Origin of the sequence: Bacillus thermozeamaize (assembly GCA_002159075.1) — a bacterium.
GTDB lineage: Bacteria > Bacillota > Bacilli > ZCTH02-B2 > ZCTH02-B2 > Bacillus_BB > Bacillus_BB thermozeamaize.
In genome coordinates, this window is sequence record LZRT01000095.1 from 37,418 (window position 1) to 62,511 (window position 25,094).

At 55.5% G+C, this 25,094-nt stretch carries 29 protein-coding genes and 1 pseudogene; 7 read left to right on the forward strand and 23 right to left on the reverse strand.

The genetic code is table 11. The features are described from left to right. Positions 1-2: 2 nt before the first annotated feature. From BAA01_15180 to BAA01_15260, 17 genes are all read right to left on the reverse strand, one after another. On the reverse strand, positions 3-377 hold the full coding sequence (locus BAA01_15180; protein ID OUM85930.1) for a hypothetical protein: 375 nt from the start codon (positions 375-377) through the stop codon (positions 3-5). Continuing rightward, positions 364-1,632: a hypothetical protein gene (locus BAA01_15185; protein OUM85931.1), complete on the reverse strand. Its 1,269-nt coding sequence runs from the start codon at positions 1,630-1,632 to the stop codon at positions 364-366. Before BAA01_15185 ends, BAA01_15180 begins: the two co-directional genes overlap by 14 nt. Before the next feature lie 40 nt (positions 1,633-1,672). Continuing rightward, positions 1,673-1,972, reverse strand: a complete 300-nt coding sequence (locus BAA01_15190) for a hydrogenase maturation protease (protein ID OUM85932.1) — start codon at positions 1,970-1,972, stop codon at positions 1,673-1,675. Then, positions 1,962-2,429 carry a hydrogenase maturation protease gene (locus BAA01_15195; GenBank protein OUM85933.1) on the reverse strand — a complete coding sequence of 156 codons (468 nt, stop codon included), beginning with the start codon at positions 2,427-2,429 and terminating at the stop codon, positions 1,962-1,964. The genes BAA01_15190 and BAA01_15195 overlap by 11 nt, the downstream gene beginning before the upstream one ends. A 26-nt stretch (positions 2,430-2,455) precedes the next feature. Continuing rightward, positions 2,456-4,081, reverse strand: a complete 1,626-nt coding sequence (locus tag BAA01_15200; GenBank protein OUM85934.1) for a cytochrome-c3 hydrogenase — start codon at positions 4,079-4,081, stop codon at positions 2,456-2,458. Positions 4,082-4,107: 26 nt separating this feature from the next. After that, positions 4,108-5,079 carry a hydrogenase gene (locus BAA01_15205; protein OUM85935.1) on the reverse strand — a complete coding sequence of 324 codons (972 nt, stop codon included), beginning with the start codon at positions 5,077-5,079 and terminating at the stop codon, positions 4,108-4,110. A gap of 41 nt (positions 5,080-5,120) precedes the next feature. Next, complete coding sequence (locus BAA01_15210) at positions 5,121-5,852, reverse strand: hydrogenase accessory protein HypB (GenBank protein ID OUM85936.1); 732 nt, start codon at positions 5,850-5,852, stop codon at positions 5,121-5,123. Further along, on the reverse strand, positions 5,788-6,177 hold the full coding sequence (locus BAA01_15215; protein ID OUM85937.1) for a hydrogenase nickel insertion protein HypA: 390 nt from the start codon (positions 6,175-6,177) through the stop codon (positions 5,788-5,790). The genes BAA01_15210 and BAA01_15215 overlap by 65 nt, the downstream gene beginning before the upstream one ends. Further along, a complete protein-coding gene (locus tag BAA01_15220; protein OUM85938.1) occupies positions 6,143-6,694 on the reverse strand; it encodes a hypothetical protein in 552 nt (183 codons plus the stop codon). The genes BAA01_15215 and BAA01_15220 overlap by 35 nt, the downstream gene beginning before the upstream one ends. Positions 6,695-7,088: 394 nt before the next feature. Beyond that, entirely contained in the window at positions 7,089-7,487 is a 399-nt protein-coding gene (locus tag BAA01_15225) for a hypothetical protein (protein OUM85961.1), read from the reverse strand. 323 nt (positions 7,488-7,810) lie between these two features. Beyond that, positions 7,811-8,323 carry a protease gene (locus tag BAA01_15230; protein OUM85939.1) on the reverse strand — a complete coding sequence of 171 codons (513 nt, stop codon included), beginning with the start codon at positions 8,321-8,323 and terminating at the stop codon, positions 7,811-7,813. A 222-nt stretch (positions 8,324-8,545) separates the two neighbouring features. Next, complete coding sequence (locus BAA01_15235) at positions 8,546-9,475, reverse strand: cysteine synthase A (GenBank protein ID OUM85940.1); 930 nt, start codon at positions 9,473-9,475, stop codon at positions 8,546-8,548. A 179-nt stretch (positions 9,476-9,654) separates the two neighbouring features. Further along, positions 9,655-10,365 carry an amino acid ABC transporter ATP-binding protein gene (locus BAA01_15240; protein OUM85941.1) on the reverse strand — a complete coding sequence of 237 codons (711 nt, stop codon included), beginning with the start codon at positions 10,363-10,365 and terminating at the stop codon, positions 9,655-9,657. Further along, positions 10,362-11,078 (reverse strand): amino acid ABC transporter permease, encoded by a 717-nt coding sequence (locus BAA01_15245; GenBank protein ID OUM85942.1) that lies wholly within the window; start codon positions 11,076-11,078, stop codon positions 10,362-10,364. The genes BAA01_15240 and BAA01_15245 overlap by 4 nt, the downstream gene beginning before the upstream one ends. Positions 11,079-11,112: 34 nt before the next feature. Then, positions 11,113-11,988: a hypothetical protein gene (locus BAA01_15250; protein OUM85943.1), complete on the reverse strand. Its 876-nt coding sequence runs from the start codon at positions 11,986-11,988 to the stop codon at positions 11,113-11,115. A 48-nt stretch (positions 11,989-12,036) separates the two neighbouring features. Continuing rightward, on the reverse strand, positions 12,037-12,843 hold the full coding sequence (locus BAA01_15255) for a short-chain dehydrogenase (protein OUM85944.1): 807 nt from the start codon (positions 12,841-12,843) through the stop codon (positions 12,037-12,039). 16 nt (positions 12,844-12,859) lie between these two features. Continuing rightward, complete coding sequence (locus BAA01_15260) at positions 12,860-13,384, reverse strand: hypothetical protein (protein ID OUM85945.1); 525 nt, start codon at positions 13,382-13,384, stop codon at positions 12,860-12,862. 362 nt (positions 13,385-13,746) lie between these two features. On the opposite strand from BAA01_15260, the gene BAA01_15265 reads away from it, so the two are divergent. Then, a complete protein-coding gene (locus BAA01_15265) occupies positions 13,747-13,962 on the forward strand; it encodes a hypothetical protein (protein ID OUM85946.1) in 216 nt (71 codons plus the stop codon). 74 nt (positions 13,963-14,036) lie between these two features. Here BAA01_15265 and BAA01_15270 read toward each other — a convergent pair whose 3' ends face one another. The 6 genes from BAA01_15270 to BAA01_15295 form a co-directional block, all read right to left on the reverse strand. Further along, a complete protein-coding gene (locus tag BAA01_15270) occupies positions 14,037-15,329 on the reverse strand; it encodes a glutamate dehydrogenase (protein ID OUM85962.1) in 1,293 nt (430 codons plus the stop codon). A gap of 139 nt (positions 15,330-15,468) precedes the next feature. Continuing rightward, positions 15,469-16,191: a hypothetical protein gene (locus tag BAA01_15275; protein OUM85947.1), complete on the reverse strand. Its 723-nt coding sequence runs from the start codon at positions 16,189-16,191 to the stop codon at positions 15,469-15,471. A gap of 40 nt (positions 16,192-16,231) precedes the next feature. Then, complete coding sequence (locus BAA01_15280) at positions 16,232-16,888, reverse strand: nuclease (GenBank protein ID OUM85948.1); 657 nt, start codon at positions 16,886-16,888, stop codon at positions 16,232-16,234. Between the two features lie 48 nt (positions 16,889-16,936). Beyond that, on the reverse strand, positions 16,937-18,457 hold the full coding sequence (locus BAA01_15285) for a hypothetical protein (protein OUM85949.1): 1,521 nt from the start codon (positions 18,455-18,457) through the stop codon (positions 16,937-16,939). A 50-nt stretch (positions 18,458-18,507) separates the two neighbouring features. Further along, positions 18,508-18,993 (reverse strand): hypothetical protein, encoded by a 486-nt coding sequence (locus BAA01_15290; GenBank protein ID OUM85950.1) that lies wholly within the window; start codon positions 18,991-18,993, stop codon positions 18,508-18,510. 112 nt (positions 18,994-19,105) lie between these two features. Further along, positions 19,106-19,546: a CBS domain-containing protein gene (locus tag BAA01_15295; protein ID OUM85951.1), complete on the reverse strand. Its 441-nt coding sequence runs from the start codon at positions 19,544-19,546 to the stop codon at positions 19,106-19,108. A 239-nt stretch (positions 19,547-19,785) separates the two neighbouring features. Between BAA01_15295 and BAA01_15300 the strand changes: the two genes are divergently transcribed. The 6 genes and pseudogenes from BAA01_15300 to BAA01_15325 all read left to right on the forward strand — a co-directional run bounded on the left by BAA01_15300 (position 19,786) and on the right by BAA01_15325 (position 25,094). Then, positions 19,786-20,136, forward strand: coding sequence for a hypothetical protein (locus BAA01_15300; GenBank protein OUM85952.1), 351 nt, complete (start codon positions 19,786-19,788; stop codon positions 20,134-20,136). 4 nt (positions 20,137-20,140) lie between these two features. After that, complete coding sequence (locus tag BAA01_15305; protein OUM85953.1) at positions 20,141-21,313, forward strand: cell division protein FtsW; 1,173 nt, start codon at positions 20,141-20,143, stop codon at positions 21,311-21,313. A 231-nt stretch (positions 21,314-21,544) separates the two neighbouring features. Further along, positions 21,545-22,087: a hypothetical protein gene (locus BAA01_15310; GenBank protein OUM85963.1), complete on the forward strand. Its 543-nt coding sequence runs from the start codon at positions 21,545-21,547 to the stop codon at positions 22,085-22,087. Continuing rightward, positions 22,084-23,442, forward strand: coding sequence for a hypothetical protein (locus tag BAA01_15315; protein ID OUM85954.1), 1,359 nt, complete (start codon positions 22,084-22,086; stop codon positions 23,440-23,442). Before BAA01_15310 ends, BAA01_15315 begins: the two co-directional genes overlap by 4 nt. Before the next feature lie 17 nt (positions 23,443-23,459). Continuing rightward, positions 23,460-24,527 carry a hypothetical protein gene (locus tag BAA01_15320; GenBank protein OUM85955.1) on the forward strand — a complete coding sequence of 356 codons (1,068 nt, stop codon included), beginning with the start codon at positions 23,460-23,462 and terminating at the stop codon, positions 24,525-24,527. Further along, positions 24,524-25,094, forward strand: a pseudogene (locus tag BAA01_15325) (hypothetical protein). Before BAA01_15320 ends, BAA01_15325 begins: the two are co-directional and overlap by 4 nt.

Here is a 25,094-nt window from a genome sequence, read left to right on the forward strand (position 1 = left end):
GCTCACCCCCCAAAAGCCAATGTCTGCTCCAGCACTTCTTCTGTTTTTTGCCGCAACAGGACGGCAAAGGTTTGCGCAGCCATTTTTTGCAACACATCCCCGACTATGGCAGATGCAAAAAGGCTAGCGGGATCCATTATCTTCCGGTTGGCCAACGCTTGCAGAATGAAGCAGGCCCCTGCCGGGTTGTCGAGAAGAGCTTCGCGAAAAAACGCAGACACGAACTCATCAAGCCATACGCCCTCTCCTTGAGGGTTGGTGCGCAGCCGTTCCAACGCATGTTCCACCCCTTCGTTGCGCTGGACGATGCGTTCGCTGAAACGCTCGACGGCCATGCTCAGCAAAACGTTGAAGTATTGCTGTTCATGCGCTTCCATGCCGCGCGATCCCCCTCTCTGCCGCCGCTTGTTCCCCGGCCGGTTGCTCTTTCGCTGCATGTTCCTGCCGCCTGCGGGCAATCTCGGCCAAAATGTCCGCCACCGCCTCCGCCGCATCGTCTTCACCGTGTTCTTGAAAAGAGCGGCGGGCCTCTTGCAAACGGGGCACGGCGCGGGAAAACGCCCCCAGATGGGCCAACGCGTTCCCTTGATTGGCCAGGACGCGGGCATATGCCACCGGATCCTCCTCGGGCCGGCGGACCTCAAGCACCTCTTCGTAAAGGGCGACCGCTTCCCAAAGGTTTTCTTCCTGGTGGGAGGTGTCCGCGTGCTGCAACGCGTTGGCGAGATTGACGGTCGCACTGGCCCAATACTGCGGATGGGTCTCTTTTTGAAAAATCCGTAACGCTTCGCGCAGTGACTGGATCGCCACGGCCGTGCGCAGCCGGGCGCCGCGATCCCGTGAAGGCATGGCCAGGTACGCCAGCGCCATGTTCATATGGGCCATGGCGTATTCCTCCGGATGGGTATTCCTTTGATACACTTTGAGCGCCTCATGGTAACACTTCACCGCTTCCATGAGGGTATTGCCGCGGCCCTCCGCGCCGTTTTGATAGGCGGTGCCCAATTGAAACCAAAGCTCCGCCCGCGCTTCCTGGAAAGGAGACGTCTCAAGCAGCGCAAGAGCGGTTCGATACCCCGCCACCAGATCTCGCCCGTAAGCGCCGAGCATCTGTTTCGTCGCCGCCCATTCGGCAAAAAGACGCGCAGAGAATACGGGCGAAACATGCTTGACCGTTTCCGCCGCCTCCCGCATGGTCTCCAGTCCGCGGGACCAATCCTTTTGCTGAAACCGCGCATAAGCCTGCGTCGCCAGAAGAAAAGCCCGCACTTCACCGTCGGTGTCTTGAAGCGGCGGAGGCGCATCGCAGATCCCCAGCCGCCACGCGACCGCATCCAAGAGAAGGGAAATCTCCCCTTCCACCCTTTCCTTGGCCCATGCGTATGTGTCGGACTGGGGGGTCAGCACAAAACGGTTGTAAAGCCCCTCAGGGCCTTCCGGCAATAAGGCCGTCACCTCCTCCTCGCTTCTTCCCGCAATCGCCGCAGCAAAAAACTGCCAGCTCTCAGGCCACGCGTCGGGAAGATGGCCGCGAAGGAGCAACGATATGCGAGGCGCTCCCTCCGGAACCGGCGGCAGGAGAAAAAATCCGGCCATTCCGGGAAACACACCAATCGGTTGCGGACGTAGCATGGCTCCCCCTCCTTTATCTCTGGAAAACCGCACACGTCTCTCACTTCACCGGGGTATTGGAACGCAATAGCGGGATGCGCAGGGCGCCATTCTCTTCATCCCAGACGGCATCGCGAACGCCAGGGGGCACCTCTTCAGGCAAAAATTCCCGGACCAGCACACTGCGATCGCCGCGAGGATTGCGGTATTTCAACAACAATCCTCCCGCTCCCGGGTGGCTCACCGGCATCAGCCACAGCTCGTCCCCACGCAACAAGACGATGGCCGTCCCCATGGGGAAGCGCTCCGCGATTTCCTCGGAAATGTGGAGATAACCGGTCGAGGTCAGTTCAACTTGCACTTTTCTTCCCTCCCAGGCGTCGCAGCAACTCCTCCGCCAAACGCTCCATGGCCGCTTGCACCACAGGGGACAAGCCGAATCCATGCGACACGTTTTCCGCCTCGATGAGAAAGACGGTCACTTTCTTGGGAAAGCGTTCTTTCAGCAACCACTTTCCCATCGCTAAAGCATGATCCCAGCGGAATGCATGAAGGTGAATGCCTTTTAGCGGCGGCGTCTCCACCTCTTCCCCCGGAATCTCGAAAATCGTGCCCGGTTCTCCCCCGGTATGGCAGGCATCGACGACGATCAACTCTTCCGCGTCGCCAATTTGAAACGCCACATCCATGCCGGCGGTCCCGCCATCGGCCAGGCGGACGCCTGGGGGGAGGCCCATGTCCCACAATTTGCGGATTAAAAAGGGCCCCACCCCATCATCGCTGCGGAGCAAATTGCCGCACCCGATGATCACGGTCATGATTGCGTCACCGTCCTTTTCACTCTTTAAAACGATGTGACCGCGTACCGGGCCAACTCCTTGTGCGACTTGGCATCATAAGCATGCACCGTGCAGACGAGGCACGAATCGTAGCTTTGTGCAATGTGGGCCAATTCCACGGGATCGTTGGGGTTTTTGACCGGCACACCGATCATCGCCGTCTCAATGGGACCGCGCTGGCCGTGACGATCCCGCGGGCCGATGTTCCACGCCGTCGGGGTGATGACTTGATAGTTTTCGATCTTGCCATCCTTAATCTCGATCCAATCGGCCAAGGCGCCGCGAGCCGCTTCGGTGGCCCCGAATCCTCGCCCTTCCGGGAGTTCTTGCGGTTTGATGTAAAATTTCTCATTCAAATCGATCAGTTTGAGCCATTCACGCACGCGCAAGTAGTACTTGGCCGCTTCGTGCAGGCGTGCCAGTACCCGTACCATCACGCTGGGGCCGATTTCCTTCACGATATTGAACATCAGCGGATCGTAATCCTGCCAATCCTCCGCCCCCGGACGGCCGGCGATCACTTGACGGGCCAGGGGTCCCGCCTCCAACGGCACTTCCCCGCCAGGCAGGAGGTAGCGCGGCGCCTTGGCCCACGTATACTTGCCCTCTTTTTGCCCTTCTTCCGTATCGAGCGGATCGGTCACCCCTTCAAACGGATGGAGCGATCCACTGCCGCGGAAGAAGGAATAGGTGTGATCCTCCCGGACCTGTCCTTGATCAAAATCGTGGAAATGTTCACCGTCGTATACCCCCGAGCGGGCAATCAACGCAGCGTTGCGGCCTTCGATCGTCGGATAGCGGTATTTTTCGTGATGGAAAAAGGTTCCTGTCGCGATATATCGTCCCGGACCGGCCCCGTATTTGTCCAAGCCATTCTCCATGCAGAAGCGGAGAAATAAGCCCATGTCAGAATCGCGATGCTCCGGCTTTTCATCCAGCCACTGGAGGACATCGTGCCAAGTTTTGTTTTCCAGCCAGCGTTCGACAGAACAACCGAGGAGAATTTTCTCCAGCCAGGCCTCCCGGTAATACTCCAAGATGGAAGTGGAACGCGTAATGTCCGACAGTGTCGGAGCGCACACCACGCCGCCGGGAACCATGAAGCTGGAGTGGGGCCACTGGCCGCCGAAGATCGCGTAAATCTCGACCGGCTTGATCGAGACTTCGACGCCGAGTTCATAATGTACGCCTGCAAAGGGCGCCCAACGCCGAACCACCTCGTCGTACAATGCAGAGGATGCGTAGTTCTGATGGGTCAAGCCGATGGCGAACAAAGCGTAAAACCAGCGGGGAATGCTCTGAAGCGTTTCTGCCGCCTGGGCGATGTTGCGGATCAACGTGGCATTGGGCGGCACTTCCGTTCCCCAGGCCGTATCCAAGGCATAGACCGCCTTGTAAAGGTGGCTGCCGCCGCAAATGCCGCAAATCCGCGGGGTGACAATGAGTCCCGCCTGCGGGTCTTTCCCCTTTAAGATGATTTCAAATCCGCGGAACATCGTGGCCTCCGTCCACGCATCCACAACAACCCCGTCTTCAATGTCCACTCTGACGTCCAAGTCCCCCTCGACGCGCCCCAACGAATGAACTTTGAGACTCTTTTTCTTGCCTGTGGAGACAACTTGCTGACTCATCTTCGCTCACCCTCCTTTTTGTTTTCTTAGGGCACAAACATTTCTTCTTTCGCCCACTTCGGAGCCACCGCCCGGGCCAATGCCGCATGGGCAGAGTAACTCAACGGATCAATGCCTTTTGGAATCTCTTTCGGAATCGAACCGAGCACCTTTTGTGTCTTGAACACCGTTCCCGGCGCCAGATCGAAGAAGGGAAACTGAGGTTCTGTACAACCGATACAGGGCATCCCGGCCCGGGTTTTCGAAGATTGACGGTTCCAAAGAATGCGGTTACACGGCGAATGGGTCATCGGACCGCGGCAACCTTGTTCGTAGAACAGGCATCCTTTGCGTGTGCCTTGCCCAAACTCTTCCACCGGTTCCTTCCACTCAAAGTACTGCACGCGTGTGCATCCGGTCTGGGTAAACGTGGTAAAAAACGTTTTCGGCCGTTGCAAGTCGTCCAGCAGAACGTCTTCCGCGCGTCCGGTGGCAACGGCGACGAGAATCTGTGTCACCCAGTCCGGGTGAGCCGGACAACCGGGAATGTTGATCACCGGCAATCCCGCTTTCGAACGGAAGTGAGCGCCGAGAAAGCCACCTTTTTCTTCCTTTAAGTACTGAAGACCGATGGATTCGGACGGATTGGGCTTGGTCGCCGGAATCCCGCCCCAGCATGCGCAGTCCCCGATCGCAACGACGTACTGCGCTTTATGGGCAAATTCCCAAATCCAGTCTTTTTTGGGCCGATCCATGAGCATGTCATAACGGCCCGTTCCGTTGGGTCCTTGGATAACCGTGCCTTCAACCACGAGGATGTCCAAAGCGATCTCGTCATTGAGGATTCGCTCGAACAAATGGCGTACCTGTTCCCCAAATTCCATGGATAACGAGTGATGGTAAAGGATATTGATCCCGAAATCGGTCACCAAATCGACCACGGTCGGTTCTTCGGCGTTCAGAACCGACTGGGTGTTTCCGTTGCACGCACCGCCGTGCAGCCAAAGAAGATTTGCCACTCTCCCCACCTCCAATGTATCTGGCTTGCATTCCGATCCATTTACTCGAACATTCCCGCAAGATGTTGCTGCAGATGGGCTTGGCCCGCCTCCAAACGGGAAATCCACCCGTCGATTCCTTCTCCTGTGCGAACGGAGACTTCCAGAATAGGAATGCCTGGTCTTACCGCATGCAGCGCTTCGTAAAAGTGCTCCCGCTGAAAACCCACCGCATCGGCCAGGTCCATCTTCGTAATGACCGCCACATCGGCGCTGTTGACAATGGTGGGGTATTTCACCGGCTTGTCTTCCCCCTCCGTCACGGAAAAAAGGACGACGCGTTCGTTTTCGCCCAAATCATAACTGGCGGGACAGACGAGATTGCCCACGTTTTCAATAAAGAGAAAATCTATCTCCGCCAGATCCCATCCGTCCAAGGCGTTTTCAATCATATCCGCCTCCAGGTGACAAACTGTGCCCGTCGTAATTTGCCGAACTTGTGCGCCGCTTTGGCGCAAACGCTCCGCGTCGTTTTCCGTGGCCAGATCACCGACCAACGTGGCCACCCGGTACCGCTCGCCAAGCCGGATCAGCGTTTCCGTCAGCAAGGTCGTCTTTCCCGCTCCCGGACTGGAAACCAAATTGACGACATAAACGCCAGCCTCTTGAAACCGCTTCCGCAAGTCACGAGCAAGAAGGTCGTTTTTCTTGAGAACATTCTGGCGTATTTCAACAATCCGCGGACTGGATGTGATCTGCTGCACCCTGCTCCCCCTCCTCTGCTTCCAAGGCATACAATTCGATTTCGCGTCCTTCCAGCACTTCGCCGGTTCGCGCTCCGCACACGCCGCAGCGCATGGGATACGGCCGGCATAAGGTGCTCACGGTTTTGCATGCGGAACAATACACTTTCACCGGAACTTCCTCAATGACCAGCCTCGCCCCTTCAAGCGGCGTTCCTTGAATGGCCACGTCAAAAGAAAACTCCAGCGATTCTTTGACCACGCCTGACAGAACGCCGAGTTTCAGGTAAAGGGCCCGCACCCGCTTGATCCCCGAATCTTTCGCAGCGTCGACGGCAAGTTCAACCAGATGATGAGCGATCGACAGTTCGTGCATCTACGAACTCCTTTGACAGATGCCGCGCGAAGTGCAGGAAGAAGTTAAGCGCCGGCTGCACCTCCGGATCGGTCAACATGCGCATCAGGCCGACAATCCCGACGCGTTTTGCGCCCATTTCAGCCGTTTCTTCGGAGGCTTTGATCATCGAGCGGGATACCTTGCCGACCACTTGCACCGCGCGTACATCAAGAACATCCGATTTAAACAGTTCCTGGACTTGCGGGGAATCGAGGAATTCCTGCATCCGCTGCAAGGCGGAGAAAACGTTTTCAAAGCGTTTCAGGGTTTGGGGCTCGAAATAACTCTGGCGCAATAAAACGACCAGGTCGTTGATCGAATCGGCGATTTCAGGCCCCCGGCGGAAAAAATGCTCCAGCATCTCGACGAGATACGTCACATTTTCCAATTTGTCAAGCAAGTGGATCAACTGCTCGGCTGTTTTGGTATCCAAAAGCTTTTCCGTCAATGTGTGGTCAATCGCCTCCGCGACGGCTCCTTTTCCCGTTTGTTCCACAAGCATCCCTCCTTTCGTGGTAACCAAAGATATGCAGATGAAGCACGCTACATGTTTTCTCTCGCCTCCTCTTTTGATCATTATATTGGCAATATATTTATATATTAATGGTTTGGCATTATTATAACATGAATTCATCTTAATTTGAATATGAAAAATATAATACTTATTATTATTAATAACTTCATACTTTTCGTGACGTCCCATCTTCCGTCCATCGCCGCATGCTGCAAGCCTTCACGGTCCCCTGGCCGGGCTGAAAAGAACAGATGCCCGGAAAGTGCGGGACATGCACTTCCGGGCCTTGACGATGACCGGCTTTCCATTTGCGAAATCAACTGGCCGGCTTTCATATGCGCCATGGTCTTGCCAATCCTGCTTCATGCGATGCATCTCATCGCTCTGGCCTCGTGTCCGGATAGCCGTGCTTTTGCCGGTACCACTTTCGTTCTTCCGTAAAGTCCCACCATCGCTTTCCGCTGCACGGCGTTTCCGCATGGTGCACCATCAGCCGGATGCCGTCTTCGACGCAAGGGTCGATTCGAAAGCCGTACAACCGTTCCAATTGATCAAACAATTCCGCCGGGTCCTTTCCTTTCAACTCGGCCAATGAATAAACCCCCAAATCGATGACATGTTTTGCCAAATCGGGGCCGGCGGACGGAATCGTCTGAAATTGAGCGAGCGCAATCAAAAGCTTTGCCCTCTCTTCCGTGCAGCCTAACACGCGAGCCAAATCATGCGTTTGAAAGCTTGCAATCGCCGCCAATTTTACTTTTTGTTTTCTTAACATGCCGCGTTCTTCGGGAGTCAAAGGGAGTTTGGGCGCGATGCCTTTCACAAAGAGATCCCCCTTCCGTCTTGTGAAACCAACCCGCCATCCTTAAACGTTTGCGCCGTCCCCAAGAGATTTCCGCTTTCCGCACAATGTCAACGGTCCACGTCGGAAAACATGCGGAAACGTGCAAAAAAGGACGTCCGTTATAAAAAAGGGATGTTCACATACCATTCGAGGCATGCAAACATCCCTTCGTTCCTTGCTTTCCCTCAGTCCTGCGTGACAGTTCATGTCAATCATGCATCAAATGGAGCGAATTCCCGGAACCTTTGCTTCTTCTATTGGGACAAAGCCTTCCGGATCGCGTCGACAAACACCTCGTTGTCCTGCGGCATCCGGGAGGTGATCAGGTTGCCGTCGACGACGACAGGACGGTCCACCACTTTTGCCCCGGCATTTTCCAGATCATCCATCACGCTTTTGTAGCAAGTCATTTCCTTGCCCTTGACCACCTTGGCCGAGATGAGCAGCTGCGGCCCGTGGCAAATGGCTGCAACCGGCTGGTTGGCCTCCATCTTCTGCTGGACAAAACGTTTCATCCCTTCATCGATCCGCAGCCGGTCCGGGGAGAAGCCGCCGGGGATGACCACCGCGTCAAAGTCCTCGGGACGGACCTCGCTGATGGCAGCGTCAGCCTTGTAAACCGCCTGTCCCTTCTTCCCCCTTAGCTCCTCACCCTTCTGGAAGGAGATGATCACGCATTCGTGCCCGTCTTTTTTCAGCTCCTCGTACGGATAGGAAAGCTCGGAATCCTCGTATTCTTGCGCGACCAAAAAAGCGATCCTTGCCATGGATACCACCTCCTGCATGGGTTTGCAGATTTCAGGCAGTTACATTATACCATAGCTGGAACCCCAGAGCATAAAAACGGACGAAAGCCGCCAAAGGCTGCCGGATGCCTTGCGAGCCATGACCGCATCCATGATTCATCAATACGGAAAAAGGCCGCTCGGTTCACCATCCCCGTTTCGTAACGGGTTGTCAACCAAGGGCCTTTTGGGCATTGCGGAGAATCAAGCTTCCTGCCACAACGCCGTGGACAGATAACGTTCGCCTGTATCCGGAAGGATGACAACCATGACCTTGCCTTTGTTTTCCGGCCGGCTGGCCACCACTTTTGCCGCATGCAACGCCGCGCCGGAGGAAATGCCCAGCAGGATGCCTTCTTCCCGTCCCAGTTTGCGGGCTGCGGCAAACGCTTCTTCATTGGTGACCTGAACCACTTCATCGTAGATGGAAGTGTTCAATACGTCGGGCACAAATCCGGCACCGATTCCCTGAATTTTATGCGGTCCAGGCTTGCCGCCGGAAAGCACCGGCGAGTCGGCCGGTTCCACGGCAACCGCGTAAAAGGATGGTTTGCGTTCTTTGATCACTTCGGATACACCGGTAATCGTCCCGCCCGTACCGACGCCGCTGATCAGAATATCCACCCGGCCGTCGGTATCATTCCAGATCTCTTCTGCCGTCGTTCTGCGGTGAATGGCCGGGTTGGCCGGGTTTTTGAACTGCTGCAGCATATAGGCGTTGGGCGTTTCCCTCACGATTTGCTCGGCCCGTTGGATGGCGCCCTTCATCCCTTCGGAGCCGGGCGTCAGCACCAGTTCGGCCCCGTAGGCCTTAAGCAGGTTCCGGCGTTCCAAGGACATGGTCTCCGGCATGGTCAAAATCAGCCGGTATCCTTTCGCCGCGGCCACAAAGGCGAGGGCAATCCCCGTGTTGCCGCTGGTGGGTTCCACCAAAACCGTTTTATCCGGCGAAATCAGTCCCTTTTTTTCGGCGTCTTCAATCATCGCAAAACCAATCCGGTCTTTCACGCTGCCGGCTGGATTGAAATACTCCAGCTTGCCGTAAGCCTCCACCCCTGTCTCTTCGCTCAGCTTGTTCAAGCGGACGAGCGGCGTGTTGCCAATCAATTCAATAATATTGTTTGCCACTTTCATCCTTGCGTTCCCCTTTCACATCTCAGTTTCTGACCGCTTTTTGCTTGCTCTTGATCACAGTATAACATGTTTTTTTTAAATATCAACATTTCCGAGATAAATACTTAGATATAAACCGAGTCTTTTATCCCGCCATTATCCCGATCCTTTTGTTTCGTGGTTTTTCAAGGGCATTCACATCATGTGCCACCGGTGGTTTTCTTTTTCTTCAACACATCTTCCGGCGATCCTTCATCCACAATCCGGCCATCGGCCAAAACAACCACCCGGTCGGCCACCTCTCTGGCAAAATTCACTTCATGCGTGACAACGATCATGGTCATGCCCTCTTTTGCGATTGCCCTCATCACCAGCAGCACTTCTTCCACCAAATCGGGATCCAAGGCGGACGTCGGCTCATCAAACAAAATCACTTTCGGATTCAAGGCCAGCGCCCGTGCAATGGCCACTCTTTGTTGCTGTCCGCCCGACAGTTGCGACGGGTAAAAGTGCAGCCTGTCCTGAAGACCGACTTTTTCCAGATGTTCGGTACTGATCCGGACAGCCTCGCTGCGGCTTAAACCCTTGACAGTCACCAGGCCTTCCATCACATTTTCAAGCGCCGTTTTATGTTTGAACAAATGGTAGTGTTGAAACACCATGCTCGTGAGCCTGCGGAGTGCAAGGATCTGTTTGCGGGTGGCGTTCTCTGCCGAAACAACCAAATCGTCCACTTGAATGGTTCCCTTGGAAGGCCGCTCCAAAAAATTGATGCAACGGAGGAGGGTCGACTTTCCCGCTCCACTGGGACCCATGATCACGACCACTTCACCGGTATGGACCTCCAAATCAATCCCTTTCAGCACATGTTGATCGCGGTAAACTTTATGGATATCCCGAAGCCGGATCATGAAACGATCTCCCTTTCATAGCGCCGCAACCTTCTCTCCGCAAACAGCATCATTCTCTCGATGAGAAAACAGACAAACCAATAAATCAAGGCAGCGACAATGTAAACCTCGAAAAAGTGCAGGCCTCTTGCACCGACGATTTTCGCGGCCCCCATAATCTCAACGACGGAAATGATGAACGCCAACGAAGTGTCTTTGACAAGGCTGATGAACAAGTTTCCGAAATTCGGAAAGGCGACGACCAACGCCTGCGGCAGAATGATTCTCCGCATGGCCTGAAACGATGTCATCCCGATGGCGTACGCCGCTTCAATTTGCCCTTTATCTACGGACAGGAGAGCCGACCGGATCGATTCAGACAGGTAGGCTCCCACGTTGACGGAGCAGGTCAAATAGACAAAAAATAAGGCGGGGATGCTGTCAACGTTTAAATTCCAGCCATTTGCTTCATTCAAAGCCCCCAAAATCTTGGGTATGCCGTAATACGCCAGGTAAATCTGGACCAATAGCGGCGTGCCGCGGATAAACGAAACATACACGACGGCCAAGCGGTTCAAAACCGGGATCTGGTAAAACCGGACCAAAGCGGTCAAAAACCCGAGAAACAACCCGAAAATCATCGAAATGACAGCAATCCCCAGCGTGACCGGAAGATACCTCACAATCTCCGGAAACGACTGTACCATAAATCCCCAGTCGAAAAGTTCCCCCATCCAGCCTCATCCTTCTTCTCGTAATCAACCGCCGCTATTGAACGGGTTTCGTGTAATCTTTGCCAAACCATTCAATAGACATCTTGGACAGGGTTCCGTCCTGGATCATTTCCGCCAACGCCTTGTCCACTTTTTCCTTCAGGGCTTGGCCTTCTTCATCTTTCCGGAAAACAAAGTAAGCAGGAACCGCTTCCACCGGCTTTTCCACGATTTCCACATCAAGCCCCAGTTTCTTGGCCGTTTCCGAAGCCATAATCGGATCATTCAGGTAAGCGTCGATTCTGCCTGCAGCCACATCTTGTAGGATGGTGGTCGGATCCGTGCCGTCATAATACTTGATGTTAATCGCGTTGTTGTGTTCTTTGTTGTAATCCTCCAAGATCTTGGTAAACGAATCCCCCACCGCAGAACCGACCGTCTTTCCTTGCAGGTCGTCCAAAGACTTGATGTCTTTTCTGCCTTTTTTGACAATGATCACGGACTGGCATGTAAAATAGCTGTTGTCGGTAAACAAATATTTCTGTTCCCGTTCAGGATTTTTGGTGATCTGGTTGGCCACGACCTGGTATTTGCCGGCTTCCAACCCCAAAAACATGCTGTCCCACGGGGTCGGCTTAAATTCAAACTGGATGCCTTCAACCCGTTTTTCGACTTCCCTTAAGACTTCAATGTCAAAACCTGTCACGCGGCCCTTCTCATCCACATAGGAAAAAGGATAATACGTCCCCATCGTTCCGACGCCGATTTTCTTGACTTCCTGCTTGCCGGCGTCCGTCTCGCCGGATGCAGGCTCACCCGTCGCCGGCGTGCCGGACTGGGTAGGTTGTGAACCGCATCCCGCCAACGCCGCCACGAGCAGCACTGCAAGCAGCAAAGGAATGGTTTTTATGTACGAAGAAACGAATCTCATCACTTTTCCCCTCTTTCGATGCTCTTTATTTATCGATGTTCTGTATCCTTATCTGGTCAACAGTCCTGCGTCCAGGACAAACTGAGAACCGGTCACATATCTTGCGCGGTCACTGGCCAGAAACAACACGGCATCGGCTACATCCTCCGGTTCGATCCAGGGAACCGGAAGCAAATTTCCCGCGGAACGTTCGGCGATTTCTTCCGGTGTTGTTCCTTCCATGGCGGCCAATCCGTCGTTCATGGGAGTATTCACCCCGGTCGGATGGATGCTGACGACGCGAATATTGTACGGAGCCAACTCAATGGCCCAAGACTTCGTCAAGCCGACCAGCCCCCACTTGGAAGCGGCGTAATGGGAAAGCCTGTTCATCCCGCGCAATCCGGCAATCGAGGAGTTGTTGATGATGACGCCGCTCTTTTGCTTCATCATGTGCGGAATGATTCGCCGGGCGACCAGCCATGCCCCTTTGAGATTGATGTCGATCATCGCGTCCCATTCTTCTTCCGTTAATTCATGGGCATACCCGTAAGCGCAAATCCCCGCATTGTTAAACAGGACATCAATCCTGCCGAATGTCCGGATTGTCTCTGAAACCGCCGCTTGGATGGCCGCATCGTCTCTGACGTCGCCTTCAAAAACGAGGCATCTTGAACCGAGGGATTCCACCTCATCCTTGAGCAATTGCAGTTCACTGGCCGTCCCAAATTCATAAGCCGGATAGCTCAAACGTTTGGCAATGTCATATCCTGCCACCCAGGCTCCCTCCCGGGCGAAAGCCAAAGCAACCGCCCGGCCTTGGCCGTGAGCAGCACCAGTAATAAAAACCACACGGTTGGCAAACTCTTTCCCCATCGCTCTTTGCCGCCCCCTACTTCGCACGGTAGTTTTCCAAATAGTCGTCCAACGGGATACGCAACGCGTTGTTAAAAAGATTTGTCGCGATCATCAAACCGGCGAAGGCCGTCAAAAGCACAATCTGCCGTTCATCAAAAAAAGCCTGCAGGCGAGAAAACAGTTCATCCGATACCTGATTGGCGTCTTTCGCCAGTTGCCTGCCGAAATCCACAAGCACCTGCTCTTTTTCGTCAAGCTCCAATCGATCGGGATCCTCGACGCTTTCAATCAGCAACCGCCGGAAAAACGTGGAGCAGATCAAGCATTCGTTTTGAGTCGAGATGGCATGGGAAAAAACATATACCCCTCGTTTGCCGATAAACGGTTCGATTTGATCCCGCAACGTGTACCATTCCATGTATGCCTGGAAGGCGGGCACTGCATGCAGGAGCGTGCGTTTCATATTGGTAATCCGCCCGTATTTCTGCTCATGGTCAGCCGCTGCCTGCTTCACGTCGTCGGCGGCTGCACCGATGTCCACCAAGCTGATCCTGCTCACCTGCATATCCTCCCTTGTTCTATATAATCCACTAAATCATACTTCTATTATCAGCATTATAGTTTTCCGATAAACGAGGTGTCAATAAAGGAACAAAAAAAAAGAACCCTCCAAATCCCACGTTCCGGATCAACTGGGTCATGTATTTGCAGGATGCTTTCCAAAGAATTTCTCAAAAAAGGGAAGATATGAACGAAAAAGACACAAATCCGCCACGGTGAATGTTGCATTTGCCGCAAGCAGCCGCAAGTGCGGTGATTGAAAAAAAGGCCGCATCAACGTTCATCAATGTGACTGCAGTCCAAACAGGGCTGGCCGGACTATCGTATACTATCTCAGACTAAATGAAGAAAGGGGTGTGAATGGTGTTTCACAGACCGATGTGTTGTTCCCCGCAAAGCGTCACGAATCAGCCGGCAAGGGTCTATCGCAACGTATACCATCCGCATTTCGTCAATGTGATTCAACCGATTGAAATCGTCACCCGGCATCATTGTTGCCCCATCCCCAGACGGGTCTTTGTGTATCAATACCGCGATGAATTCGTAACGGATCCCAGAAGACGCCGGTTCTATTAGCCCCATCAAATAGGGAGCTCAGCCTGTAGACTAAACGCCAACCGGGATTAGTCTACAGGTTTCTTCATTTTTCTTTAATGAAACAGGGACCCCCTCGACATCTTTCCCTTTTTCACCCATCCGCGCGCAAACAAGGCTTCCGCCAGGCGGCTGACGCCGACCATATATGCAGCCGAACGCATGTCCACCTGATGTTCCAGATGCATCCGGTAAACCACGTCAAATGCCTGGCGCATCTTGGCGCAGAGTTTTTCATTCACTTCCTCTTCCGGCCAATAGTAGTGCATCGCGTTTTGCACCCATTCAAAATAGGAAACGGTCACGCCGCCAGAATTGCAAAGGATGTCCGGAATCACAAAGCTCCCCTTCTCGCGCAGGATCTGGTCGCCTTCCGACGAAGTCGGGCCATTGGCCGCCTCCGCTACAATCTTGGCCTGAAGAAGCGGTGCGGTTTCGTCTGTAATCTGGTTCTCCAAGGCAGCGGGCACAAAAATGTCGGCTGGCACCGCAAACAATTCGTTCCCACGCAGCGGCCGCGCACCGGGGAAACCGGCCACGGTGCCTGTTTCCCGGGAAAACGTGAGCAGCGCCGGGATGTCCAGGCCTTCTTCCTTAAAGACGCCACCCAACGCGTCATTCACGGCGATGACCTTAATGCCTTGTTCGTGCAGGAAACGGGCCGTCATGCTGCCGACATTGCCAAATCCCTGAATCGAGGCGGTCAGTCCCCATGGGTTCAAGCCAAGCCGTTTGACCGCCTCCAGAATGGTGATCACCACGCCCCGGCCGGTCGCCTCCAGCCGGCCCAGAGAGCCACCCAGGATGATCGGTTTCCCGGTTATCATCCCGGGCATATTCTGACCGCGCAAGCGATCGAATTCGTCCAACATCCAGCCCATGATCTGCGGGTTGGTGTTCACATCAGGGGCCGGAATATCCTTTTCCGGCCCGATGATGGCCTCCAGTTCGCGTATGTACCCGCGGCTCAGTTCCTCCAGTTCCCGCTCCGATAACTCCCGGGGATTGACAATCACCCCTCCTTTTCCGCCCCCGTAAGGCAGACCGAGAATGGCGCTTTTCAACGACATCCAGATGGAAAGCGCCTTTACCTCATCCTCGTTCACCTCGGGGTGGAACCGCACCCCACCCTTGGTCGGCCCGAGGATGTCGCAATGTTGTGAACGGTAGCCGGTAAAATTGCGGACGGACCCATCATCCATCCGTATCGGGATGGAAACGGTCATAAACCTGCGCGGTTTTTTCAGAATTTCATACACGGACAGCGGCAGTTCCAGCGTTTCAACCGCTTTCTTGAGGAGACGCTGGACCACGACATATGGATTTTCTTCCGCTTCGGGCAGGTTCATTTCCGCCTTCGGGCGCGGAACCTCCGCCGTTTCATCGGGCCGGCTCTGCAGTTCGGTCATCCTCTTCACCTCTTTGGGTTCAGGCTAACTGCCAGTGGACATGCTTTACCTAGTATGTACCCATCCATCAGGGTTCATGTCAGGCAAAGAAGGTGACCGCCCACAGCAGAAGCGGCGTCATCAACAAAGCCGGCAAAAAGTCTGCCACACGGATGACACACAGGCGAAGGAGATTCAGCCCGATCATGATGACCATCACCCCGCCGGCGGCCGTCAATTCGCCAATCACCAGGTCATTCAGCCAGCCGTGGAAAAAACCGGACATCAGGGTCAAGCTCCCTTGAATGACCAGAACGGTCAGTGCCGACATCATGACCCCGGCCCCCAGGGAGGCGGCAAAGGCGATGGCCGAAAATCCATCCAGCACCGATTTGACCGCCAGCAGCTCAAAGTCACCTGACAATCCGTCCTGAATGGCTCCGAGAAAGGTCATTGGCCCAATACAAAACAACAGACTGGTGGTGATAAACGCTTGCGCAAAACGGCCCGCATCCCGCCCCCGCACCTCCGCCGCTTGTCCGCGGGTCTGCCGCATGACGCGCCGCTCCACCCAGTTCCCAAATTGATTCAATCGTTCATCCAAACGCCACCAGGTCCCGATCACCCCTCCCGTCAAAATACTGCCGAGAATGACAAGCACATGCTGCGTAGACAAAGCCATTTGCAAACCAATGAGCACGGTGACCACCCCGATGCCCTGCATCACCGTCTCCCGCAACCGCTCCGAAATCCGTGAACCGAGCAGCAGTCCGATGCCGCTGCCCAGCAATACGGTCCCCACGTTGATCCATGTCCCTAACACGTTTCTCCTCCATCCCTGCATGAGCCATTCTTCATCCGTCTCACTCCCTGGCGCGGCGGAAACCGGCGGCCTGCGCCTCTTCCTCCGTCTCAAACCAGACTTCCGGTTTTGTCACATCGTAGTATCGTCCGCCAGGCACATGGTAAATCTTTTCCCCTTTGCTGTTGATGTTCCCCTTGATCAGGCCTTTGCGGGGCTGTTCTTCCAGTCCCCACAGCCCTCGCCCTTCTTCCCTCGCCTGCCGTTCAGCGGCCAGCAGGCGTTCGGCATACTTGACGTTGGGAGGAATCGTCAACACGCGGGCGTAGCCCTCGGCGACCAGTTTTTCGTTGACAAAGGTGCCATCCTCCAGGTAGACATACGCCAGCAGGCGCCCATACTTGTCCCTTTCCGCCACATCAAATTCCAGCCGTACTTTTTTTCCCGCCAGCATCTTTTTGGTGTATTGGCTGGCCTCCTTCCCATACGGTTCGGGCGCGGTCCCCGGTTTGACCGTCTCCGGCGTATCCACCCCGATCATCCTCACCCGCTCTCCCCCTGCAATGATGAAGGTATCACCGTCAACCACCCGCTCCACGCTGTGCCAGTCTCCCGCAGCCGTCTCCGGGGAGCAGCCGGCCAGCAGGACGATGGCCACAACGGCCAAGAGCAACCGATGCCACCGAAACCGGCATCTCCTGCCTTTTTCTCCTCTCATCCACTCCCACCCTTTGTCTGCTCATCCTCTTGGTTTGGCAATCATTTCTCAATAAAACAGCCATTCCATCTCGTAGCCCCCGACATGCCAGGTCAGGCGCCCCTCCTCCGCTTGCCAGCGGAAGCCCAGATGACCGTCCAGCCGTTCCATCCATCCAGCCAAGCGTTCCTGCGACAGGGAAACGGGAAGTTCAAATGACAGCGGCCACTTTTTGAGCAGCGGCAGATCCGACCAGAAGGTAATATGCGTGATCCGTCCGGTGCCATCCGATTCGGCGCCGGCTTCATCCGGTTCTGTCATTGACTCCGGCTCCTCCATACCGGCGGCCGGCGCATGCAGCTGCCGTTTTCCTTCGCCAGGGCGCCGTTCCGTCTGAAACGACCAGACGGTATTGAGCGGATGTTCCCTTCCGTCATTCTCCACCGCCACCCACTCCACCCGGACCTGGTAGTGCATGTTCGGCTTCAGCGGTTTGACGGGAATCAGGATCAGTTCCTGCTTCAAATGTTCATCCGTCTCGGGAGTGTTGATATACAAAGCCTGTTCTCGCCCCTCGCCATCCCGCAAGACGGCCTGGGACAGGCGTACTTCCTTGACCCGGTCCCCGAATGCTCCGATCACGATGGGATACCCGACCGGCCAGGTGACTCCGGCATGCAGCCGGAGGGGATCGGGTATCTCGTTCCCCTGCCACTGCATCGGCACCCCTTTTTCCCCATCCACCGGATAGTGGACCACCTTGAAATTCTCCATGGGTACAATCCCCACATTGATCACGTGGTACAACCCCTTTTGTCCGTATCCCCAATCCGATGCGTGGGGAAACATCAGCGGAATCCGGTGGTATGGCGCATCAAACAGGCCATCCACGGCCACGGCCGGATCCTTCTCCGGCTGCTGGCTGATATCCTCGGCCACTCCCTGGAAATATCCCGCCCGTTGCGCCCGTTCCTCCACCGTGCGCCCGGTGAACCGGGGCTTGCCCGGTTCCTGGTAGTGGGACAAGAGCCCGTTTTCCTCCAGGTAGTTTGCATGCTCCTCCGCCGCCAGCATCAGGGAAGGGTGGACCTGAAAAGGTGGCAGTCCCAGACGCTCGCGGTAGTCATTGGCCGCTTGGAGCGCCGCCTGCTGAACCGGCGTGCCAGCCCGTTCCATGTACGGATGCAGCGAGACGGCATCCGGATGGATCACGAAAGACCAGCGTTGCTCCACCGGCTGGTAAGGTCCCTGAAAATCCAGGCGGATCCGCGCCTGGTACTCCCCGGAAGGAAGGATTGCCGGCGGCCGGTACACATACGCCCCTTTCTCCTTGTCGTATCGTACCGCGACAGATTTGCCGTTCAAATACAAGGTGGCCTTCTTCACCCTTGCGCCATGTACGCGGACCGGCCAGCCGATCTCCGGCTGCCTCACCATCACCTCCCCGCGCGGATAAGGAGGCAGGTAGGTAATCCCTTCTTCCGCCGCCACCGGTACCAGAAACAGGGGCGGACCTATCGCCCCCAGCAGCACGGTGAAGGCCACGACCAACAAGATGAACCTCGTCGAGGCTGGCCGGTGTCGCCTCATCTCCCGCCTCACCTCCCCCTCTGCCTCCCATCCGCTCCCGCTTAAGAACCTCATCTTCGCAAAACCGCGTCCTGTTGCTCGTCCAGCATCTCCGACAGCGTCTTCGCCAGCAACGTCATCAGCCACACCTCACACCGGGCCCGCAGCCAGACGTTCTGAAAGCGCATCGTGTACACCCTGCCGCGCAAGCGCGCCCACACCTCGCGGGCCACCGGGTCCTGCCTTTCTTCCGCAATTTGTCCGCCGATGCGCCCGATCTCCTGCCGCAGCCGGTGCCGTTCCTGATTCGCCATTTCCGCGACGCGCTCGAGGAGCTGCCGGTAAACGCGGGAAAACTTATGTCCCTCAGACAATCGCTCCGCATCGCGAAGAACGGCTCGGTGTAAAATCGATAATACCACATGTTCCCGTATCATACGCACAAATCTTTCATAATCAGCAGGGGCCATCCACGGCCGTTTTTCCGTCTCCATCATTTCCGACATCCTTTCCTTCATGTCGCTCCCATTTCCCTCATGTCGTTCCCATTCCCTCATCTCCAGTTTCCCTCATCATATCACGGGACCGCCCGATAAGCAAACATATGTTCCCTGTTTGGGAATCAAAAAACCTCTCCACATGGGAGAGGTCATGCAGGGGCATCGTGCCCTACATGGGCCTGGCAGGCTCAGATATGTCGCTCAACGTTTGCCCGGCTTCATCCATAAAACGGTCGCGAACCGCCAGATCGCCGAGCGAAACAATCCCGACAAGGCGCTGGTTGTCTACGACAGGCAGGCGACGGATCTGCTCCCGGGACATCAGTTGGGCCGCCTCATCCACCGACATCTCGGGCGTTCCGACGACCAGCTTCCGATCGCTCATCACTTCGCTGCACGCGGTGGAGTTCGGCTTGTTGAGCGCCACGCACCGGATGCAGATATCCCGGTCGGTAATCATCCCCAAAAGATGCGGAGCACCCGTCTGCTGCTCGACGATAGGAACCGCTCCTACGTTATGATCCCGCATGATCTGCGCCGCCTTGGAAACAGGATCCTGGGGCGAACAGGTATACAATTCCGTGGTCATCACGTCTCGCAATGTTTGCATCCCTATCCCTCCTTCCATAAAGGTATGGTTTCCGAAAAAACGGTTCCTATTCCCAAAAACCTCTCCTGTTTCGAAACGGTTTCAAAAATGTGGATCACATTGCAATGAATAGAAAAAACGTCTATGATAGAAACGAAAACGAAGCGATCATGACAAACAAAAAATGATCATGGAAACGAAAACGAAGCTGAAAAACAAAAAGCGATCATTGCTGTGAACATCCAAAAGGAGGAGCAACAGTGGTTTTCAAGGACTCAGGCCTTGCCGGTACACAAAAAACGTTTGCTGAACTGGAAAAAGTGATGAAAAAGCTGGGTTTCACCCGTTGGACATGGGATTATGATCATGCCACCTACGACATGCGGTTTGACGATTTGGACAACAAACAAACCTATTACCTGAGAGTGCGAGCCAATTGCATCCAGGGAAGACTGGAGTCCCCGCGGGCCGTGTTGAAGCTTGAAGATCCGATCATGGGCAGGCACATCCTGCATCACGGCATGGACTATGACGCAGAAATTCCCCAGAAATTCGTGCAAACGGCAGAACAAGTGATCGGAACCCTGAAGGAGCAGCTGGAAGTGGCCTGATACCATGCAAAAAAAACGGGGCAATCCTGATTTTCTCCTGCTCTTTACGACGCTGGCGTTGGTCGGCTTCGGGCTCGTCATGGTCTTCAGCGCCAGTTCGATCATCGCGATGCAGAAGTATGATGACATGTGGTACTTCACCCGGCGGCAGGCCGTGTGGATCGGACTGGGTCTTGTCGCGATGAGTGTGCTGATGAACATCCCGTATCAAAAATATCAGAAATGGTTTTTGTGGGTCGCGGGAGGCAGCCTGCTTCTTTTGATCCTGGTCCTGATCCCGCCCCTGGGAATCAAGGTGAACGGTGCCCGAAGCTGGATCGGAACGGACGCTTTTCGCTTTCAACCCTCGGAATTGGCAAAACTGGGGCTGATTCTGTACCTGGCTGCGCTCATCAGCAAAAAGGGCGAACGCTTTCGTGATTTTAAAAAAGGATTGCTGCCGGCTGTTCTCGTCACTTCGCTTTTCGTGCTTCTCATCGCCGCAGAGCCGGATCTGGGCACCGCCATGATCCTGACCGGGACGGCCCTTTGCATTATCGTCAGCGGCGGTGCCAACCTCAAGCATCTTTTCTACATCGGGACGCCGATTGTCCTCGGACTGGGCATCCTTGCCCTGACATTCGGGCACGTGCTGGACCGCCTGACCAGTTTTCTCAACCCATGGGCCGATCCCTACCGCACCGGTTTCAACCTGATCCAATCCCTTTACGCCTTCGGAAACGGGGGAATCACTGGCGTCGGTTTTGGGCGCAGCATTCAGAAATACCAGTATCTCCCCTATCCCCACAACGATTTTATCTTCTCCGTCATCGCAGAAGAGTTGGGGTTTATCGGGGTGTGTTTCGTTTTCTTTCTTTACTTGCTGTTGATCTGGCGCATTCTCGTCATCTGCCTGCGGATGCGCGACCCCTTTTGCACCCTGGTCGGCGTCGGGATTGCCAGCATGATCAGCATCCAAACCTTCGTCAACATCGGCGGAGTCAGCGGCACCATCCCGATCTCCGGTGTCACTTTGCCCTTCATCAGTTACGGAGGCTCTTCGATGCTGGTCTGCCTGATGGGGATCGGGATCATTCTCAGCATCTCCCGGGAGGTCAACCGCCGAAAATTGCAAGAGGAAAGAACACCGGGACAGGCCAGCCGCAAAAGAACCGTCCAAACGATCACCAGAGCCTAAAACCTCATCCTGGCAGGGTTGTCTGCTCATCCAGACAACCCTGTTTTTTTCTTTGCCCAAGGCGTTCGGCAAAATCAACGCACATTTTCTCCTGCTTGATCCTGCAATTTTTTCTTCCTGAATGATAGATTTTCCCCTTTGCCAGCGTCTGTAATCGATGAAAGGGACGCTGAAGGGGGGAAAGAGGTGACTACATTGGCTGCAGCGATGAACGGCCCGCAAACCGAGGGCATGCATTCGCCACAGCAACCCGTCCTGACCGGAGACTTTCGGGCAATCTTTGAAACCTGGTACCCAGCCATCTATCAACACCTGTATTATCTGGTGCAACACCGGGAAACCGCGGAAGACCTGGCGCAGGAAGTATTTATCCAGCTCTACCGCACCGGCACCGGCCAAGTGAGAAACCTGAAGGCCTGGCTGTACACGACAGCCAGCAACACCGCCTACAATTACTTCCGCGCCGAAAAAAGAAGGCTGCGGCGGGAAGAAAAACAGCTGATGGAAGCCCACCGGCAAGCCCAGATCAGCGCTCAGGCCACGCCAGATGAGAGCCTGATGGAAAAGGAATCGGTGCAGTACTGGCACCGCCTTTTGGCCCAGTTGCCGGAACGGGATCACCTGTCTCTCCTCTTGCGGGCGGCAGGCTACTCCTACCAAGAAATCGCGCAAGTGCTGGAGGTGGATGCAGACTACGTGGGCGTCATCCTCTCACGCGCCAAAAGCCGGTTAAAAAAAATCCATCTCGCCAGCGGAAAGGGGGAACAGACATGACGCATCCCATTCATCACTGCCTGGAAGACGGACAACTGCAAGCCTATCTGGACAACCAGCTGGACACCGAAAAACAGCGTCAAGTCAAGCGGCACCTCGCGGAGTGCACCTCCTGCCACCTCCGCCTGGAAGAGTTGCACGAGCTGGATGAATGGTTCCAGCACGTCAACTTCGGCACTCCCAAAACGGCCGGCGTTTCTGTCCAAGGGTCCAGCACCCCAAACGGCATCGGCGCTTCCGGGGAGCCGGTCGACACGGCTGCCGCCTGGAGACGGTTTCTCAAGCGGATCAACGCGGAATCACATCCAGCCGATGCTTGCGAAACGGCTTCGAGGGAAGAAAAGCCGCTCCCGGCACCGGAAGTAAACCGGCGGGAACCGCATGTTTCCGCGGAACATCTCGTACCCGCAGAAAGCTCCAAGAAACAAAAAATCACGGATGAAAGGAAGAGACAGATGAAAAAGTGGACGGTCACGGCAGCCGCAATCCTGGTTGGAGGCGCACTGCTGGCCAATCCCGGCATCCGCAGCGCCGCCGCCGACATGCTGAACGTCTTTCGCGTCGAAAACCTGAATACGGTGAAGATGTCCGCGCAGGAACTGGATAAAATTTCCATAGAATTAGAGACCAAAGTCGGCGACATCGATCTGCGCGATTACGGCAAGGCGGAAGTGCTGGCACGTTCCAAACATGCGTTCATCAGTCCGCATGACAATCCGGAACAATACGCCGCCGTCGCCAAAACACTCCCCAGCCTGCCGGCTTCCATCGTCAACGGCTTGGAACAGGAAATTCATCAGTTTACCGCCGACAAGATTCGTTTTGCCCTGGACGTGGAGAACGTCAACCGGCTCATCCGGGCGCTGGGCGGTGAAAAAGTATTGCCGCCGGAGCTGCAAGGCGAATCCTTCCTCTTCACTTTCCCGGGCGGATATGAGATTCAGTGGTATAAACAAGTGAAACATGAGGATGGTTCCGTCTTCCAGGACACCCGTTACCAGCTGGCCATCCGCGACCTTCCCAAGGTGGAAACGTCTGCCGCAACCAACATCAGCGCCATCCAGGAGTCGCTGGCTTCCCTTCCATTTCTCTCGTATGACGTCAAGCGGCAGCTGGCAGACATCCAGCGATTTACCAACACCATGCTGATGCCCGAGTTGCTGGAGGCGGGCGAAGAAGTGGTGAATTTAGCGGGCCGTCAGGCGTTGTACCGCAGCCACGGCGAAAACGAACAAGCCACTCATCAACTGATTTGGATAGCCGATGGAAAGCTGATCCGCTTTACCGCGAATGGCCTGACCAGGGAAGAATTTCTGAAAACGGCCCGCAGCATCCAGTGGCCGCAAAACAACTGAGAAAGGGGTACCCTTTCGTGAACGTCATCTGGACCGACCAATTGAGCAAAACCTATCGGGGGCATGGCGGTTTCCGCCAGGCCTCGTTTGCTGTCAGCAAGGGGCAGGTGTTCGGCTGCCTGGGACCCAACGGCGCCGGCAAAAGCACGCTGGTCAAAACGCTTCTGGGCTTTCTTCGCCCCACTTCCGGAAAAGGACTGGTCTTCGGCCGGCCGCTCGGGGACAAAGAAACCCGCCGGCACATCGGCTACCTGCCGGAGCTTTTCCGCTATCACACCTGGCTGACCGGCGAAGAGCTGCTCCGCCTGCACGGGCAGCTGCACCGCATGCCGGAGAGCCAAATCCGCCAGCGCATCCCCGTCGTCCTCGAACAGATCGGCATGCTCGGGCAGGAAAAGAAAAAGATTGCCAGTTACAGCAAAGGCATGCAACAGCGCATCGGGCTTGGCTGCGCCCTGATCAACGATCCGGAGCTCCTGTTTCTCGACGAGCCCACCTCTGCCCTCGATCCCATTGGCCGCCGCCAGATCCGCGATCTGCTGGTTCACCTGAAAGCACAAGGCAAAACCATCTTCTTAAACAGCCACCTGCTCAGCGAAGTGGAGGCGGTGTGTGACGCGCTGCTGATCCTCAACCGTGGCCAGATCGTCGTTCAGGGCACATGGGAACAACTGCAGATCGGCTCTCTGGTGGGGCGTATCCGCCTCTTTTGCCGGGAAGAAACGGAATTGGCGCGTTTGCGGCGCTTGCAACGCCAAAAACCGGAATGGCAGGAATGCGTCACCGTCATGGATCTGCCCCGCAACGGCCCTCAAGCCGGGAAGCAAACCGGGTTCGCACAAACCGGCAACACACCATCCGGGATCACGTTGCGCATCGCGCTCCGGACGCGCGAAGAAATTGCCGATTGGGTGGCCCGCCTGGTGGCGGAAGGGTTTGCCGTCGAAGAGGTGCAGGTAGAGAAGCCTTCCCTGGAAGAGCTGTTCTTTCACTGGATTGAACAGCAGAAGGATGGCGAGCGGATGGTAAAGCAGAAGGATGGCGCCCTGCATGGACAGCGCCGACGGGAGGAGGTGCAGCGATGAACGTCATCTATCGGCTGACGCTCAGTGAAGGCATCCACCGGCGTATTTTTCACCTGCTTCTGCTGATGACGGGAGGATTTCTGCTCTTTTATGGATACGGCCTCCACCTGGTGTATCGCGGGCAGGAGGAGATCATCCATACCGGCATCCATACCGCGCTGATCCATGACATCAGCTTTTTCTTCACGATCGGACTCTTTTTTGCCAGCTTTCTCACCGGCATCCTGGCCATCCTCTCTTCGGTCGGCAGCATCCAGGGGGAAATTGAAAGCGGCCTGATGTACGGCATCCTGAGCAAGCCCATTTCGCGCCTGGAAGTGCTGTTCGGCAAGTTTCTCGGCAACGCCACCCTCTTCTTCCTCTACGGGCTTGCGCTCTTTTTCAGCATCATCGGACTGAACCGCTGGCTGAGCGGCAGCACGCTGCTGAGTTTCGAAACGCCATACCTCATCGCCGCCGCCATGGCCTTTACCCTGCAGCCGATCATCCTGCTGGCGGTCACCATGGCGCTGAGCACCCGCCTTTCCCCCATGGGCAGCGGCGTGGTGATCATGATCCTTTACGGAC

What these genes read in the sequence shown, in the direction of transcription:
- BAA01_15280 (OUM85948.1), bottom strand. Translation starts at nt 16,888, where the DNA reads ATGAGAGGAGAAAAAGGCAGGAGATGCCGGTTTCGGTGGCATCGGTTG.
- BAA01_15245 (OUM85942.1), bottom strand. Translation starts at nt 11,078, where the DNA reads ATGGGGGAACTTTTCGACTGGGGATTTATGGTACAGTCGTTTCCGGAG.
- BAA01_15250 (OUM85943.1), bottom strand. Translation starts at nt 11,988, where the DNA reads ATGAGATTCGTTTCTTCGTACATAAAAACCATTCCTTTGCTGCTTGCA.
- BAA01_15225 (OUM85961.1), bottom strand. Translation starts at nt 7,487, where the DNA reads ATGTTAAGAAAACAAAAAGTAAAATTGGCGGCGATTGCAAGCTTTCAA.
- BAA01_15305 (OUM85953.1), top strand. Translation starts at nt 20,141, where the DNA reads ATGCAAAAAAAACGGGGCAATCCTGATTTTCTCCTGCTCTTTACGACG.
- BAA01_15200 (OUM85934.1), bottom strand. Translation starts at nt 4,081, where the DNA reads ATGAGTCAGCAAGTTGTCTCCACAGGCAAGAAAAAGAGTCTCAAAGTT.
- BAA01_15210 (OUM85936.1), bottom strand. Translation starts at nt 5,852, where the DNA reads ATGCCTTGGAAGCAGAGGAGGGGGAGCAGGGTGCAGCAGATCACATCC.
- BAA01_15295 (OUM85951.1), bottom strand. Translation starts at nt 19,546, where the DNA reads ATGCAAACATTGCGAGACGTGATGACCACGGAATTGTATACCTGTTCG.
- BAA01_15290 (OUM85950.1), bottom strand. Translation starts at nt 18,993, where the DNA reads ATGAGGGAATGGGAACGACATGAGGGAAATGGGAGCGACATGAAGGAA.
- BAA01_15195 (OUM85933.1), bottom strand. Translation starts at nt 2,429, where the DNA reads ATGACCGTGATCATCGGGTGCGGCAATTTGCTCCGCAGCGATGATGGG.
- BAA01_15285 (OUM85949.1), bottom strand. Translation starts at nt 18,457, where the DNA reads ATGAGGCGACACCGGCCAGCCTCGACGAGGTTCATCTTGTTGGTCGTG.
- BAA01_15180 (OUM85930.1), bottom strand. Translation starts at nt 377, where the DNA reads ATGGAAGCGCATGAACAGCAATACTTCAACGTTTTGCTGAGCATGGCC.
- BAA01_15255 (OUM85944.1), bottom strand. Translation starts at nt 12,843, where the DNA reads ATGGGGAAAGAGTTTGCCAACCGTGTGGTTTTTATTACTGGTGCTGCT.
- BAA01_15310 (OUM85963.1), top strand. Translation starts at nt 21,545, where the DNA reads ATGCATTCGCCACAGCAACCCGTCCTGACCGGAGACTTTCGGGCAATC.
- BAA01_15230 (OUM85939.1), bottom strand. Translation starts at nt 8,323, where the DNA reads ATGGCAAGGATCGCTTTTTTGGTCGCGCAAGAATACGAGGATTCCGAG.
- BAA01_15185 (OUM85931.1), bottom strand. Translation starts at nt 1,632, where the DNA reads ATGCTACGTCCGCAACCGATTGGTGTGTTTCCCGGAATGGCCGGATTT.
- BAA01_15270 (OUM85962.1), bottom strand. Translation starts at nt 15,329, where the DNA reads ATGAACCTGCCCGAAGCGGAAGAAAATCCATATGTCGTGGTCCAGCGT.
- BAA01_15235 (OUM85940.1), bottom strand. Translation starts at nt 9,475, where the DNA reads ATGAAAGTGGCAAACAATATTATTGAATTGATTGGCAACACGCCGCTC.
- BAA01_15240 (OUM85941.1), bottom strand. Translation starts at nt 10,365, where the DNA reads ATGATCCGGCTTCGGGATATCCATAAAGTTTACCGCGATCAACATGTG.
- BAA01_15215 (OUM85937.1), bottom strand. Translation starts at nt 6,177, where the DNA reads ATGCACGAACTGTCGATCGCTCATCATCTGGTTGAACTTGCCGTCGAC.
- BAA01_15315 (OUM85954.1), top strand. Translation starts at nt 22,084, where the DNA reads ATGACGCATCCCATTCATCACTGCCTGGAAGACGGACAACTGCAAGCC.
- BAA01_15265 (OUM85946.1), top strand. Translation starts at nt 13,747, where the DNA reads ATGGTGTTTCACAGACCGATGTGTTGTTCCCCGCAAAGCGTCACGAAT.